Source organism: Helicobacter canis, assembly GCF_008693005.1.
Lineage (GTDB): Bacteria > Campylobacterota > Campylobacteria > Campylobacterales > Helicobacteraceae > Helicobacter_B > Helicobacter_B canis.
In genome coordinates this window covers 102,811-116,806 of sequence record NZ_VXKE01000006.1, presented here as the reverse complement: position 1 = coordinate 116,806, position 13,996 = coordinate 102,811, and the positions used below count along the sequence as shown (strand labels likewise).

17 protein-coding genes are annotated in these 13,996 nt (G+C 47.0%); 16 read left to right on the top strand and 1 reads right to left on the bottom strand.

The genetic code is table 11. The annotated features are described in order from the left end of the window. The first annotated feature begins 68 nt into the window (after nt 1-68). From F4V45_RS02480 to F4V45_RS02435, 11 genes are read left to right on the top strand one after another with little or no spacing between them, the layout of a single operon-like run. Entirely contained in the window at nt 69-728 is a 660-nt protein-coding gene (locus F4V45_RS02480) for a hypothetical protein (protein WP_150336908.1), read from the top strand. Further along, nucleotides 725-1,525: a glucose-1-phosphate cytidylyltransferase gene (rfbF, locus tag F4V45_RS02475; RefSeq protein WP_150336907.1), complete on the top strand. Its 801-nt coding sequence runs from the start codon at nt 725-727 to the stop codon at nt 1,523-1,525. Before F4V45_RS02480 ends, rfbF begins: the two co-directional genes overlap by 4 nt. 5 nt (nt 1,526-1,530) lie before the next feature. After that, nucleotides 1,531-2,607 (top strand): CDP-glucose 4,6-dehydratase, encoded by a 1,077-nt coding sequence (gene rfbG, locus F4V45_RS02470; RefSeq protein WP_150336906.1) that lies wholly within the window; start codon nt 1,531-1,533, stop codon nt 2,605-2,607. Beyond that, the gene (locus F4V45_RS02465) at nt 2,604-3,791 is read left to right on the top strand and encodes a pyridoxal phosphate-dependent aminotransferase (RefSeq protein WP_150336905.1); all 1,188 of its coding nucleotides are present in this window, start codon (nt 2,604-2,606) and stop codon (nt 3,789-3,791) included. Before rfbG ends, F4V45_RS02465 begins: the two co-directional genes overlap by 4 nt. Then, nucleotides 3,775-5,556 carry a thiamine pyrophosphate-binding protein gene (locus F4V45_RS02460; protein ID WP_150336904.1) on the top strand — a complete coding sequence of 594 codons (1,782 nt, stop codon included), beginning with the start codon at nt 3,775-3,777 and terminating at the stop codon, nt 5,554-5,556. The genes F4V45_RS02465 and F4V45_RS02460 overlap by 17 nt, the downstream gene beginning before the upstream one ends. Next, nucleotides 5,556-6,503 (top strand): NAD-dependent epimerase/dehydratase family protein, encoded by a 948-nt coding sequence (locus F4V45_RS02455; RefSeq protein WP_150336903.1) that lies wholly within the window; start codon nt 5,556-5,558, stop codon nt 6,501-6,503. The genes F4V45_RS02460 and F4V45_RS02455 overlap by 1 nt, the downstream gene beginning before the upstream one ends. Further along, nucleotides 6,463-7,068: a hypothetical protein gene (locus F4V45_RS02450; RefSeq protein WP_150336902.1), complete on the top strand. Its 606-nt coding sequence runs from the start codon at nt 6,463-6,465 to the stop codon at nt 7,066-7,068. The genes F4V45_RS02455 and F4V45_RS02450 overlap by 41 nt, the downstream gene beginning before the upstream one ends. After that, the gene (locus F4V45_RS09545; RefSeq protein ID WP_210670639.1) at nt 7,034-7,225 is read left to right on the top strand and encodes a hypothetical protein; all 192 of its coding nucleotides are present in this window, start codon (nt 7,034-7,036) and stop codon (nt 7,223-7,225) included. The genes F4V45_RS02450 and F4V45_RS09545 overlap by 35 nt, the downstream gene beginning before the upstream one ends. Then, the gene (locus F4V45_RS02445) at nt 7,219-8,247 is read left to right on the top strand and encodes an NAD-dependent epimerase/dehydratase family protein (protein WP_150336901.1); all 1,029 of its coding nucleotides are present in this window, start codon (nt 7,219-7,221) and stop codon (nt 8,245-8,247) included. Before F4V45_RS09545 ends, F4V45_RS02445 begins: the two co-directional genes overlap by 7 nt. Beyond that, nucleotides 8,244-8,453: a hypothetical protein gene (locus F4V45_RS02440; RefSeq protein WP_150336900.1), complete on the top strand. Its 210-nt coding sequence runs from the start codon at nt 8,244-8,246 to the stop codon at nt 8,451-8,453. The genes F4V45_RS02445 and F4V45_RS02440 overlap by 4 nt, the downstream gene beginning before the upstream one ends. Beyond that, on the top strand, nt 8,399-9,217 hold the full coding sequence (locus F4V45_RS02435) for an FkbM family methyltransferase (protein ID WP_170235130.1): 819 nt from the start codon (nt 8,399-8,401) through the stop codon (nt 9,215-9,217). Before F4V45_RS02440 ends, F4V45_RS02435 begins: the two co-directional genes overlap by 55 nt. Here F4V45_RS02435 and F4V45_RS02430 read toward each other — a convergent pair. Further along, nucleotides 9,200-9,427 (bottom strand): hypothetical protein, encoded by a 228-nt coding sequence (locus tag F4V45_RS02430; RefSeq protein ID WP_150336898.1) that lies wholly within the window; start codon nt 9,425-9,427, stop codon nt 9,200-9,202. The two genes, F4V45_RS02435 and F4V45_RS02430, sit on opposite strands and share 18 nt — an antisense overlap. Nucleotides 9,428-9,453: 26 nt before the next feature. Here F4V45_RS02430 and rfbH point away from each other — a divergent pair, with 26 nt between their 5' ends. The 5 genes from rfbH (at nt 9,454) to F4V45_RS09900 (ending at nt 13,996) form a co-directional block, all read left to right on the top strand. Beyond that, entirely contained in the window at nt 9,454-10,764 is a 1,311-nt protein-coding gene (gene rfbH, locus F4V45_RS02425; RefSeq protein WP_150336897.1) for a lipopolysaccharide biosynthesis protein RfbH, read from the top strand. Further along, nucleotides 10,757-12,571 carry a glycosyltransferase family 2 protein gene (locus tag F4V45_RS02420; protein ID WP_150336896.1) on the top strand — a complete coding sequence of 605 codons (1,815 nt, stop codon included), beginning with the start codon at nt 10,757-10,759 and terminating at the stop codon, nt 12,569-12,571. Before rfbH ends, F4V45_RS02420 begins: the two co-directional genes overlap by 8 nt. 62 nt (nt 12,572-12,633) lie before the next feature. Then, on the top strand, nt 12,634-12,996 hold the full coding sequence (locus F4V45_RS02415; RefSeq protein ID WP_150336895.1) for a hypothetical protein: 363 nt from the start codon (nt 12,634-12,636) through the stop codon (nt 12,994-12,996). Beyond that, the gene (locus tag F4V45_RS02410) at nt 12,996-13,874 is read left to right on the top strand and encodes an NAD-dependent epimerase/dehydratase family protein (protein ID WP_150336894.1); all 879 of its coding nucleotides are present in this window, start codon (nt 12,996-12,998) and stop codon (nt 13,872-13,874) included. The genes F4V45_RS02415 and F4V45_RS02410 overlap by 1 nt, the downstream gene beginning before the upstream one ends. Next, nucleotides 13,865-13,996 carry a hypothetical protein gene (locus F4V45_RS09900; RefSeq protein WP_281292470.1) on the top strand — a complete coding sequence of 44 codons (132 nt, stop codon included), beginning with the start codon at nt 13,865-13,867 and terminating at the stop codon, nt 13,994-13,996. The genes F4V45_RS02410 and F4V45_RS09900 overlap by 10 nt, the downstream gene beginning before the upstream one ends.

The window sequence follows — 13,996 nt, the reverse complement described above, 5'->3', positions numbered from 1 at the left end:
GGCTTGGCTAGATATTAAAAGTAATGTGCTAGAATCTGCGCTTACTTACTTTAACTTAAGGGCTGCTTGTGGATTGTGTGGTTGGTATGGTTGCTGCTGTTAAACGGGGGGGGGGGAAGCTAGCACGCGTTAGCTTTCCGGCTAAAAACGGCGATCGCTGCGGCGATTCTGCGCTCATTACCACGCAAGGTAAATCCCTTGAATCGCCTTGCGAAGCCCCATTTTTAGCGCGAAAATCTTTCCGCGAGCAACTTCAAGTAAAATTCTCGTTTTCGCAAAACGCCGTTTTTAGCGCAAAAATCTTAGAATCCCATATCGCACTAGAATCTAGTTTGCCGTCATTGCGAGACACTGCGGAAGCAGTGGCGTGGCAATCCACACATAACGCACAAAAAAGCAAAAAAGTAGATTCTAGTATGGATTGCCGCGCGGATTTTCAATCCGCTCGCAATGACAGAAAAAACGCCCCAAATGTAAGCGACTCGCAAGCGGTAGGATTTTGCGTTTTTTACCCAAACGCCGCTAGTAAAAAAGTGGATTCTAGGAGTGAAGCACAAAATCTAAAAACGCTAGCAAAGGATTCTAGGATTTTGGAGATAGAATCGGGGTTTTGCGAGCGCGTGCAAGGGCGCATACTTGGCGTATGTAACCGCCGCACGCGCGAAGCAATCCACGATTCTAGCCCAAAAGCCGAATCCTTCAACAAACCCCAAAGGCTAGCCCTATGAAAGTCCTTATCCTAGCCGGCGGTCTTGGCACAAGGCTCGCTGAAGAGACAGGGCTTAAGCCAAAGCCTATGGTAGAAATAGGCGGGCGACCGATTTTGTGGCATATTATGAAGATTTATGCGTACTATGGCTTTAGTGATTTTATTATCCTTACAGGCTATAAGGGGCATATCATCAAAGAATACTTCCTAAACTACTACACGCATTACAGCGACATTACCATCGATCTAGCGGACAACTCCTTGCAGATCCACGCCAATCGCCACGAGCCTTGGCGTGTAACGCTCCTTTACACCGGGCAGGACTCCCAAACCGGGGGCAGGATCTTGCACGCTAAGCCTTATATCAACAACGAAAGCTTTATGCTCACTTATGGCGATGGTTTGAGCGACATAAATCTCCACACGCTTTTAGACTTCCACAAATCCCACAAAGGTGCTATGAGTATGACTTCTGTGCTGCCAGAGGGGCGGTTTGGCGCACTAGAGATAGAGCCTAGCACCAATGCTGTAAAGACCTTTGTAGAAAAGCCCAGAGGCGATGCTAGCGCGCAGCAAAGCGGCTGGATCAATGGGGGATTTTTCGTATGCGAGGCTAGGGTGCTTGAGTATATAGAGCGCGCAGGGCTTGGGGATATGACTATCCTAGAGCAAGAGCCTTTGAAAAATCTAGCCAAAGACGGGCAGCTCTACACCTACCAGCATAGCGGATTTTGGAAGTGTATGGACACTTTGAAAGACAAAAATGACCTGACACAAATGTGGCTTAGTGGCAGCGCACCTTGGGCGGTATGGTGATCGCAATGTTTGATGAAGCTTACCGCGGTAAAAGAGTCTTGCTAACGGGGCATACCGGCTTCAAAGGCTCGTGGCTAGCTCTGTGGCTCTCACACTTAGGGGCTAGGCTCTATGGCTACTCCCTGCCCCCACAAGAGCCTAGCCACTACACTCTAAGCGGTGCGCAAAGGCTTTTTGCCAAAGAGTGGCTAGCAGACATCAGCGACTACGCCACGCTAGAATCCGCCCTGCAAGAAGCCAAGCCTGAAGTGGTGCTCCACCTAGCAGCGCAGCCGCTTGTAAGGCAAAGCTACCAAGACCCGCTAGGAAGCTTTGCCACAAACGCCCTAGGCGTTGCTAATGTGCTAAATGCCTGCCGCAAGCTAGAATCTGTGCGCGCGGTAGTGATTGTAACCACTGATAAAGTCTATGAGAACAAAGAGTGGCTCTATGGGTATAGGGAGTGCGATGCGCTTGGCGGCTATGATCCTTACAGCGCGTCTAAGGCGTGCGCGGAGATCATCACAGACTCTATGCGCAGGAGCTTTTTCCACCCAGAAGATTACGGCGCAAGCGGGAGTAAGGGGCATAGCGTGCTAATCGCCACTGCTAGAGCTGGCAATGTGATCGGCGGTGGGGACTTTAGCCAAGATAGGCTGCTGCCAGATCTCGTGCGCGCAGCTCGCACTAGCGGCAAAGCACACATTAGGAGTCCGCACGCCACGCGCCCGTGGCAGTTTGTATGCGAGAGCTTGCAGGGCTACTTGCTACTAGGGCAAGCTCTGCTAGCAGGGCGCATAGAGTGCGCTAGTAGCTTTAACTTTGGACCTAGTGGGGAGCAGATCTTGCGCGTGGAGCAGGTGCTAGAGCTAGCGCAGCAGGAGTGGGGGCAGATCGCCTACACTATTGAGCCAGATTCTAGCTTGCACGAGAGCGGGCTGCTAGCACTGGATTCTAGCAAGGCTATAAACCTGCTAGGATTTAGCCCACTATGGAGTGCCACAGAAGCGATACAAAAGAGCGTAGCGTGGTATAGAGAGTGGAGCCAAAGCGGCACGATCTTAAGCCACAAGCACCTTGGGGAGTATATGGAGCTACTATGACTACTTTATCGATGATTGCTTCGCAAATTGATGGGCAGCCTATGTTTAAAATCCTAGATGAAGCCTTAAGGTTAGAGCGAGAGGGAAAAGAGATTTTACACTTTGAGCTAGGAGAGCCAGATTTTGATACGCCAAGAAATATAGTGGATTCTGCTATCAAAAGCTTGCGAGATGGAGAGACACATTACACAAGCTCAATGGGGCTTTATGATTTTAGGCTAGCAGCCCAGCAGGCTACAAGCTTTAGCAGGCATTTTACCCCAGATATTGAGCAAATTTTAGTAACACCGGGTGCAAACTCTATCATCTATCTTGCTATTAAATGCCTTGTCAATCCAGAAGAAGAAGTGATTATCCCAAATCCCGGATTCCCCACTTACTATACGGCGATCAAAGCGTGTGGGGCAGTAGCCGTGCCTGTGGAGCTTAAGGAAGAAAATGGCTTTAGGCTTCAGCCAAAAGATTTGCAAAAGTGCATTACTCCCAAAACAAGGCTAATTATCTTAAATACTCCAAGCAATCCAACAGGCTCTGTGATGTTTCCCCACGAGATTGAAGAGGTTGCATATATTGCAAAGAAGCACAATATATTTTTGCTAAGTGATGAGATTTATTCTCGCTTGATTTTTGACGAGAATAAGCCATTTTTCAGCCCATCTTTTTTGGATCATTGTAAGGATAGGACAATTATTTTAAATGGTTTTAGCAAGGGTTTTGCGATGACAGGTTGGCGGCTTGGAGTCGCCATAGGACCAGCGCAAGTGATAGAAAAAATGGGGCTTTTACTCTCTACGATTATTTCTTGTGTCCCACCTTTTATACAAAGAGCAGGGATAGACGCGATTAAAGGCGATCAACAAGAAATACAATCTATGAAAAACGAATATGCTATGCGTAAAAAAGTCTTAGTAGATGGGCTAAACTCTTTACCCGGTGTGAGTTGCATAGAGCCAGACGGGGCGATTTATGCTTTTCCAAACATTACTAAAACAGGTATGAGTAGTGATGAATTTGCTAATTTTGCTTTACATAAAGCAGGTGTGGCACTACTTGCTGGGACAAGCTTCGGGAGTGCTGGTGAAGGATTTGTGCGTATGTGCTATGTCAATAATACCCACAATATCAATAAAGCTATCGCAAATATCAAGCAGGCACTAGGAGAGTATTATGAAAAGCGTAGCTGATTATGTAGCGGACTTTATCGCCAAAAAACTTGGGGTAAAGCAAGTGTTTATGGTAACAGGTGGTGGGGCTATGTTTTTAAATGATAGTATAGGCAGGCATAAAGATATAGAATCTATTTTTACGCACCACGAGCAAGCTGCTGCTATGGCTGCGCTTGGCTTTGCAAAATACACAAACACCATTGGTGTGGTTTGTGTTACAACAGGTTGCGGTGGGACAAATGCGCTAACAGGCGTGCTAGATGCCTACCAAGATAACACCCCACTTTTTATCATCTCTGGGCAGGTTAAAACAAAAGAAGCTTCGTGTTTATCTCCTGCACCCCTTAGGCAGTTTGGCGTGCAAGAAGCGGATATTGTCTCCATTGTAAAGCCAATTACAAAATACGCCCTAACAATCACAGACCCCAAGCAAATCGCCTATCATTTAGAAAAAGCTTATTTTGTAAGCAAAAGTGGCAGACCCGGACCTGTGTGGATAGATATTCCTATGGATATACAATCAGCCATTATTGATGAGAGTAGCTTGAAGCATTTTGATTATATTGATGAAAGATGTGGGCTGCGTATTGATAAGATTTTAGAGCAATTAGCCCACGCAAAACGCCCCATCATTATTGCTGGCAATGGTATTAGGCTATCAAATAGCGTAGGGGCATTTAGGGAATTTGTGCAAAGGTTTAATGTCCCTGTGGTTACATCATTTTTAGGGATTGATTTGCTGCCGCACGATGAGCCACATTTTATAGGGCGCATAGGTATCAAAGGCGATAGAGCTGGGAATTTTGCCTTGCAGAATGCTGATTTTGTCTTAGTGCTTGGGTGTAGGCTTAGTGTCGCTGCGACAGGGTTTGAGTATGGAAGCTTTGCTAGAGAAGCAAAGGTGGTGGTAATCGATATAGATTCTAATGAGCATAAGAAAAATACCATAGCAATCGATGAATTTATACAAATGGATTTGCGCGATTTCTTTAGTCAATCTAAAGAGATAGTGCCAGAGCCTAGCTGCTTTACAAAGTGGTTAGAGCTATGCAATAAGTGGAAGAAAAAATGGACTCCATTTGAACCACGCTATAACAATGAACCATTTATCAATAAATATACTTTCATTGAGCATTTATGTAAAAAGCTGCGCAAAGATTCTGTGATAGTTAGCGATGCTGGCTCGGCGTATTATGTAGCTTCGCAAGCACTTTTTTTAACACGAGATAATCGCTATATCACTTCTGGAGCGCAAGCAGATATGGGCTTTAGCTTGCCTGCTTGTATAGGGGTATGCTTTGGTAAGCAGCGGCAAGAAGTCATTGGTATCACAGGTGATGGGTCGCTGCAAATAAATATCCAAGAGCTTCAAACAATGGTGCATTATCAGCTACCAATTAAGCTTTTTGTATGGAACAACAACGGCTATTTATCCATACGAGCTACACAGGATAAGTTTTTTGCTGGGGTGCATATAGGGACCGATGTGGATTCTGGCATATCTTTTCCAATCTTAGAGAAAATTGCTTATGCATATGGCATAGAGTTTTTCAAAGTAGATAGCGTGCAGAGCCTAAGCCAAACGCTAGATAAAGTATTTGCTATCGATAAACCGGTGATTTGTGAGATTATATGCCCACAAAACCAAGAGATAATCCCTAATGTCTCATCGCTTAAACTAGATGATGGCACGATGATTTCAAAGCCTCTTGAAGATATGTATCCTTACCTTGATAGAGAAGAATTCTACCAAGAAATGATCATTAAGCCTATGGACAGCTAATGCGCCTACTAATCACCGGAGGGGCAGGGTTTATCGGCAGGGCGTTGCAGGAGTTCTTACACGCTAGATATAGCTACACAATCTATGCCCCAAGTAGCAAAGAGCTGGACTTGAGCAAAGAAGCGGCGGTCAGCTCCTACATAAAAGCGCATAAAATCTCCCACATTATCCACCTAGCCAACCGCGGCGGCGGGCGCGACACGATGGGCTTGCACGACATCGCCGAGTATAATCTGCGAATGTTTTTTGCCATTATGAGCCAAGCCAATAGGGTAGAGAAAATCCTGCACTTTGGCTCTGGGGCGGAGTATAGCAAGCACAAGCCCATCGTATCTGCAAGCGAGCCTAGCTACCTAGAGAGCCTGCCGCTTGACTCCTATGGATTCTACAAGGGCGTGTGCTCGCGCTTCATAGAATCCACGCGCGGCAATGTCATCTCCCTGCGTATCTTTGGCTGCTATGGAGAGGGGGAAAACTACCGCTACAAGTTCATCTCAAACGCCATTGTCAAAAATCTCTTACACCTGCCAATCACCATCTACAAGGACTGCATTTTTGACTACATCTACATCGATGATCTTTTGCGCATAATTGACCACTTCTTGCACGCTAGCATTGCTAGCCTAGATCATAGGGTCTATAATGCCAGCAGTGGCAGGGGCATACTCTTAAGCGAGCTAGCCAAGATCATCAACGCCACTTCCCCCTACAAGTCGCCGATCCACTTCATAGAATCTGGGCTAAACAATCAATACACCAGCGACAACTCTAGGCTTTTATCAGCAATGCCAGCCCTAAAGCTCACCCCCCACAGCCACGCCATAGAATCTATGCGCGAGTATTTTGCAAGTAATCTCACTAGCCTAGATGTAGAGTCTATCAAGGCAGATCCGTATTTGAGTAGGATTGGGGAGATGTGGGCTGACAACAACGGGGGGGGGGGGTAACCTTGAGCGCGTAGGCTTTGGGGCTAAAAATGGCGATTGCGGCGCGCGATCTGCGGTTACATACGCCAAGTATGCGCCCTTGCACGCGCTTGCAAAGCCCCATTTTTATCACCCAAATCCAACCGCGAGCAGCTCTAAACTAGAATCCTCGTTTTTATCGTCATTGCGAGCCGACAACGGCGGCGCGGCAATCCATAAGAATAAAGCGCAAAAAGTGGATTCTAGTCCTAAAATCTTAGAATCCATCGCACTAGAATCTAAAAAGCTGTCATTGCGAGATTTTGCGCTAGCAAAATCGTGGCAATCCATACCCCACAAGTCTAGCCCCCACACCCTAGAATCTAAACACCACAAGCTACACACTAGCACCTACTCTTTACACACATTCCTAGAATCCACTTTTGACAAAACGCAAATGGATTGCCACGCAATCGCTACCGCGCTTACTCGCAATGACAGCAACAACGCCCCAACTCTAAAAACGCCAGCAAAGGATTCTAGGATTTTTGCCCACAATGCTCAAAGCGCGTTTGATACAAAAGCCTCAGGCGGCAGGATTTGCTGATGATTTTGGGGGTTTTCAAGCGGTGGGCGCAGGGATTTACCTAAGCGGTAATGAGCAAGCCCACCGCGCAGAATCCACCAAAAGCGCAGCAAAGCCAACGCCAAAACCAGAAAAAGCCCAATCTACCACAAAGCACCAAGGAGAGATAAAATGCTAGAAGAAGACTTTACCGCCATCACCACCTCCCCCCTCATAAATTGGCAGCTCTTTGCCAATGCCAATATCCTAATCACCGGGGCAAACGGCTTCCTGCCCGCCTATATGGCAAAGACCCTGCTAAATCTTAATACCACGCTTCTTAAGCACTCTCCCTGCCGTGTCCTAGCTCTAGTGCGCAACTATAAGCACGCGGCAGAAGTCTTCGCCCCCTACCTTGATAGGCAAGACCTAGTCCTAATTACCCAAGATGTGAGCGAGTCACTTAGCCTCCCCTATCCTATCCACTACATTATCCACGCCGCTTCTCCTGCTAGCCCTAGATTCTACAAAGATGCGCCACTATCAGTGATCTACCCCAATGTGCTTGGCACGATCAATATGCTAAATCTCGCGCGCACAAATCCTGTGAGATCAATCCTCTACTTTTCTAGCGGCGAGGTGTATGGGGAGTTTGCTGGGGAGATTGATGAAAACGCCTATGGCATAGTCGATCCCACTTCTTTGCGCTCCTGCTACGCCGAGTCTAAAAGAATGGGCGAGAATCTCTGCATAGCTTATGGGAGCGAGTATGGGCTGCCTGTAAAAATCGTGCGCCCATTCCACACTTATGGTCCGGGTATGAAGCTAGATGATGGCAGGGTGTTTGCCGACTTTGTGCGCTCTGTGGTGATGGGGCAAGACATCGTGCTAACAAGCAGTGGAGAAGCCAAAAGAAGCTTTCTCTACCTAAGCGATGCGACTTTGGCGTATTTTTTGATTTTGACAAAAGGAGCGAATAATGAAGCCTACAATGTAGCTAATGAGCAAGGAGTGGTGAGCATTAAAGAGCTAGCGCAAATCATCGCAAGCCTCTTCCCAGAAAAGGGCTTAAAAGTGCGCTTTGAGCCTCCAAATGAGAGCTATATGCCAAGCCCGATACTCTCTTGTGATGTGAAGACAGCCAAGCTTAATGCCCTAGGATTTACCCCAAAAGTCAGCATAGAAGAAGGATTTAGCAAAACAATAAGGAGCTATTTATGAAAACACTTCAAACCCTAGAATCCGCCTTTTTATCAGGCAAACTACCAAAGCCAGAGTATATCACGCAGATGTATGAGCTCCATAGCAGGCTTTTTGAGTATGCGGAGTTTATCACTAGATGTGATATAGAAGAAATCAGCATTACGCCTAATTGCGTGAAAGTGCGCGCAAGTCTGCCCACCATAAACAACGGGGGGGGGGGGTAACCTTGCTGCTACAAAAAGACTGCGAGCGAATGACCCCGCTAGAGATTTTAAACTTCAGGCACTATGAGAGACTAGATAGTGCGATGATATTTGAGCTTGTAGAAGATGGCGCGCTTGTGTTTGACATTGGCGGGAATATCGGGTATTACTCCATAGCCCTAGCCAAGGGGAGAAATGCCACGATCCACGCCTTTGAGCCAATAGAGAGCACTTATAGGCAGTTTATCGCCAATGCCTACTACAACGGCGTGCAAGATCGCGTGCGTATCAACAACTTTGGGCTGTTTGACAAGAGTGGGGAGCTGACATTCTATGTCTATAAGCAGGATTTCGGCAATGCTTCTGCTGCGATTATGCACGAAGAAAAGGAAAATGAAAAGATCGTATGTAAGGTAGAGCAGCTTGATGAGTATGTCAAAGCACAGGGTGTGGAGTGCATAGATTTTATCAAGCTTGATGTGGAGGGGGCGGAGATTTTCGCGCTTAGAGGGGGACTAAAAAGCATAGAGAAGTATAAGCCGATACTTTTTGTAGAAATGCTTAGAAAATGGGCGGCAAAGTATGACTATCACCCTAATGAGATTATTGAGATGTTGGAGGGGCTAGGCTATGAGTGCTATTATGCTTGCGAGCGGGATAGTGCTTTAAGGCTTACGCGCTTAGAAACAATGACAGATCAAACACAAGAGACAAACTTTTTCTTTCTCCACAAGGAGAAGCACAAAGCCTATATCGATCACTTTAGCCTAGAATCCATTTTCTAGGGAAAGCCCAAGCGATTCTAAGATTTGCGATGAGAAATCGGGGCTTTGCGAGCGCGTGCAAGGGCGCATACTTGGCGTATGTAACTGCAGCACGCGTGAAGCAATCCACGATTTATCGCGCAAAGCTGAATCGCAAGCAGGCTTGCTATCAATGTATAAAATAAAGCCAAATATGCTAAAATACGCGCTTTTAGAATGCAAGCAGAGCAAAGCATAAAGAGCGACTAGGATAGAAAATGACTAAAGAGCAGCTACATAAAGAAATCATAGAAAAAGTGCGCGAGTATTATGCCCTAGCGCACGCTTCGGGGCAGGGGTTTGTCCCCGGAGCTTCTAGGATCAATTATGCTGGCAGGGTGTTTGATGAGCGCGAGATGATAAACGCCACAGAAGCGGTGCTAGAGTTTTGGCTCACAAGCGGAAAATGGACAAAGAAATTTGAGCAGAGTTTAGCAAAGTATCTTGGCGTGAAATACGCGCTAATGGTAAATTCTGGCTCTAGTGCAAATCTGCTGGCGTTTTTCGCCCTAACTTCTCCGCTTTTGGGCGAGCGGCAGGTCAAAAGGGGCGATGAGATCATAACCCTTGCCGCAGGCTTCCCCACGACTATCGCGCCTATTGTGCAGTATGGCGCGGTGCCGGTGTTTGTGGATATTGATGAGCGTGCGAATATCGATGTCCGCGCACTAGAGCCTGCCCTAAGCCCTAAAACAAAGGCGGTGATGATCGCCCACACTTTGGGCAGCCCCTTTGATATAGCAAGTGTGAAAGACTTTTGCACTAGGCATAATCTCTGGCTTGTTGAAGATAACTGCGATGCACTTGGCTCGCTCTACCAAGGGCGCAAGACAGGCACATTTGGCGATATTGGCACAAGCTCATTCTACCCCCCACATCATCTAACCACAGGTGAGGGTGGTGCGGTCTATACAAGCGATCCACTGCTAAAAAAGATCCTGCTATCAATGCGCGATTGGGGGCGGGAGTGCTTCTGTGAAAGCGGAGTGGATAATACTTGTGGAGCGAGATTCTCTAAGCAGTGTGGCGCACTGCCTTATGGCTATGATCATAAGTATGTGTATAGTCATTTTGGCTTCAATCTCAAAGCCACGGACTTGCAAGCAGCCATTGGCGTAGCGCAGCTAGAGAAGCTAGAATCCTTTGGTGAAAAAAGGCGCGAGAATCACGCGCGATTATGCGAGCTTTTGCAAGGAGTAAGGGGGCTTAGTATCATTAGTGCTAGAGATGAGGCTAGCCCAAGCTGGTTTGGCTGCTTGATGGTGGTAGATAGTGCAAAGCGGCGTGCAGATCTTGTGCAGCACCTAGAATCTAAAGGTATCCAAACGCGCGCACTTTTTGCAGGCAATATCACTAAGCACCCTTGCTTCACACATTTAGAAAATGGCAGAGACTATCGCGTGGTAGGCGATCTAGCGCGCACAAATGCGATGATGGAAAGGGGCTTTTGGGTGGGGGTGTATCCGGGGCTAGAGCAAGCGCAGATAGAGTATATCGCGCGTGAGATTAGGGAGTTTTGCAATGCCTAAAACCCAAAAAGCACAATCGTCTAGCACGACAATTTTTTATGGTGTGGGCGATAACCTCCAAACCACCTACACCAAAGCCGATCAATACGCCATTATCGCTGAAGTAGAGCGGCGATGCAAGCAGTATTTAGACCCTAGCTTTGACCCTACAAGCTTCATCTACCCTAGGGATAATTTCGCCCTAAATGCGGAAGTAGAATCGCTATGTGTTTTTAGGCAAAGTTTAGATTCTAGCTTTTCTTTGTCATTAGCAGGTGTAGCCGAAGCTGTAGATTCTAGTGTGGATTGCCACGCGTTGGCTAGCGACAACGCTCGCAATGACGATAAAAAAGTGGATTCTAGTTTTTCTGCCCACAACGCCACAATTCTAAAGCAGTCCGCACAGGATTCTAGGATTTTTGACAAAAACGCTCAAAATGTGTTTTCTCAAAATGCGACTAGGCGGCAGGATTTGGGAAGCCTAGAATCCACTTTTGACAAAAACGAGCAAGCAACGCAAAAAGCGGATTCTGGGGAAAGCCCAAGCGATTCTAAGATTTTAGATGAAAAATGTGGGTTGCAAGGAAAATCGCAAGGGAGCTACCTTAGCGGTAGTGACCGCCGCGATTTTTCGCCGCTCCCGCATTTTTCGCTAAAAGCTGAATCGCCACAAGAAAAGCCACTCTTCACTATTGCTATCCCTACCTACAACCGCATAACCCTCCTACGCCGAGCGATCCTTAGCGCGCTAGCGCAGGACTTTGATAAGCCTTATGAAATCATTGTCGTAGAAAATCCGCTTGAGCCAATAAGCTATCCCGCAGAATCTATGCTGCAAGAATTTGCTAGCCGTATAACCTACTATCAAAACGCCCAAAATATCGGCGGTCTAGGGAATTGGAATCGCTGCTTAGAGCTAGCTTCTGGCAAGTGGGTATGCTTGCTCCATAGTGATGATGAGCTGCTACCTAGCTATCTCTCTACGATGCACACTCTTGCTATAAATCCTGCCTACTCCCAAGCTCTGCTTATAGGCGCGATAGAAGATGCAAGCCAGATATATCCGCGCACGCCTTTGCAAAGGCTTTATAGCAAGTGTATAACGCAAGCGCGCTTGCAAAAGCTGCAAATGCAAGCTAGCTTTAGCGATGGCTTTTGCGATTTGCCTCCTAGGGCTATGCTACATAATCGCGCTAAGTGCATAGAAATCGGTGGCTATGATGAGAGCGAAGCTCCTAGTGGAGATATGACATTTTTCAATCGTGCGGCACTTTGTGGGGAAGTTTTCTGCTATCGTGGAGATCTGCTTACACGCAATCACTATGAAGCTTCAAGCTGCAAGGATCCAAATGTCGCGCTAATGATGATCCTGCAAAATCCGCAGATGTTTTTGGGCTTTACGCGCAAGCTTACCCACGCCCAGCTTGTGGGGAATCACGAGTGGTGGAGTCGGTATTTTGCGCATTTGCCCTTGCTTAGACTCTATGCGCAAATGCGCTTGCGCCAGCAGTTTAGGCTCTTTGGCGTGCATCCTAGCTGGCAGGAGAGAGCTAAGTGGTATATGAGAGAGCATTGCTATGCTGTCTTTGCTACACTCAAGGCGATAAAGTCGCTTCTCACAGGGAGAGCTGGCACACAAGAGCTAGAATCCTTGTTTGAAAACGAGCAAGAAACGCAAAAAGTGGATTCTAGCACTGACCTTTTTGCTAGCGTAAAAATTATGGATTGCCACGCGGATTTTCAATTCGCTCGCAATGACGACAAAAATACCGATAGTGAAGAGGTAGATTCTAGTAAAACCCAAACATTTATGCCCCCCCCCCATTAGATTTTCTTACTAGTCAAGTTTTTGTAGATTCTAGGGTAGTCAATTCTGCTAGCGCAGAATTTGTGGATTGCCACGATTTTGCTAGGGCAAAATCTCGCAATGACGATAAAAAAGTAGATTCTAGCACCGCAACAATTCTAAAGCACTCCGCACAGGATTCTAGGATATTGGAGCTAGAATCCGCTTTTGGAGTAGCCAGCTCGCAGGCGCAAGCAAGGCTAGATTCTAGGAATGAAGCACAAAACCTAAAAACGCCAGCGCAGGATTCTAGGATTTGCGATGAGAAATCGGGGCTTTGCGAAGCGACACAAGGGCGCGCACTTGGTGTGCGTAACCGCAGGGTCGATGAAGCAATCGCCGATTTATCGCGCAAAGCCGAATCCACCAAGCAGCAGCTAATGCCCAAACTAGCAAGGGCTAGCTAATGCAAACCATCTTGCTAACAGGCTCTAGCGGCTTCATCGGCTCACACTTTATTAAGCTCTATCATAAGCGATACCACATCATAGCTCTTGTGCGCCCTAGTAGTGATACAAAAGCCATCGCGCCATATTGCACGATCGCGCACTATGATGGGAGTATAGAGTCGCTAGAAGCGATTTTTGCGAGCTACCACATTGATGGTGTGGTGCATTTAGCAGCATTTGTGCAAAGTGGGCAGAGCGGGGCTAGTGATATTGCTAATCTTATCACGGCAAATATCACGCTAGGGGCGCAGATTTTAGAGGCTTTGGGCAAAACGCAAGCGCGCTTTTTTATCAACACACTCTCCTACTTCCAATTTGCCAATGCCACAACTTATAGCCCCTTCAATCTCTATGCAGCTACAAAGCAGGCGTTTTATGATATTTGCGTGCATTATGCAGCGACTCTGCCGAGCAAAATCGTGCATATCTTGCTCTATGACACCTATGGAGAGATGGACACTAGGGGCAAGATCCTAAGCCTTTGGCGCGATCTTTTACACAATCCCCCAAAGCAGAATCTAGCAATGAGCGATGGGCTACAAGTGCTAGATCTAACCCATATCGATGATATTGCCAGTGGCTTTGCTCTAGCCATAGACTCCATAGAGTGCCTGCATACAAGCACCATCTACACCCTAGAATCCACAAACCGCATAAGCCTAAGAGACCTAGCTAGCTTGTTTGAGACCCTAGCTAATGCGTCTTTGCCGCTAGATTTTGGTGCGCGTAAGAGCGCGATTTCGCCAATCCAAATGCCCATAAGCGTTGATGAGATTTTCTCTACAAGCTGCTCTAACGCATCCGCAAAAACGGGGGGGGGGGGCAAATGCGCCTAGCTCAAGCACCCAAGCAAGCATACTTGAGTGCTTCTATGCCAATCGCCAAGCTGCCTAACTATACCCCAAAGATCAGCCTAGAATCTGGGCTTATGCGCGTGATTTCCACACCAAAGGAGTAG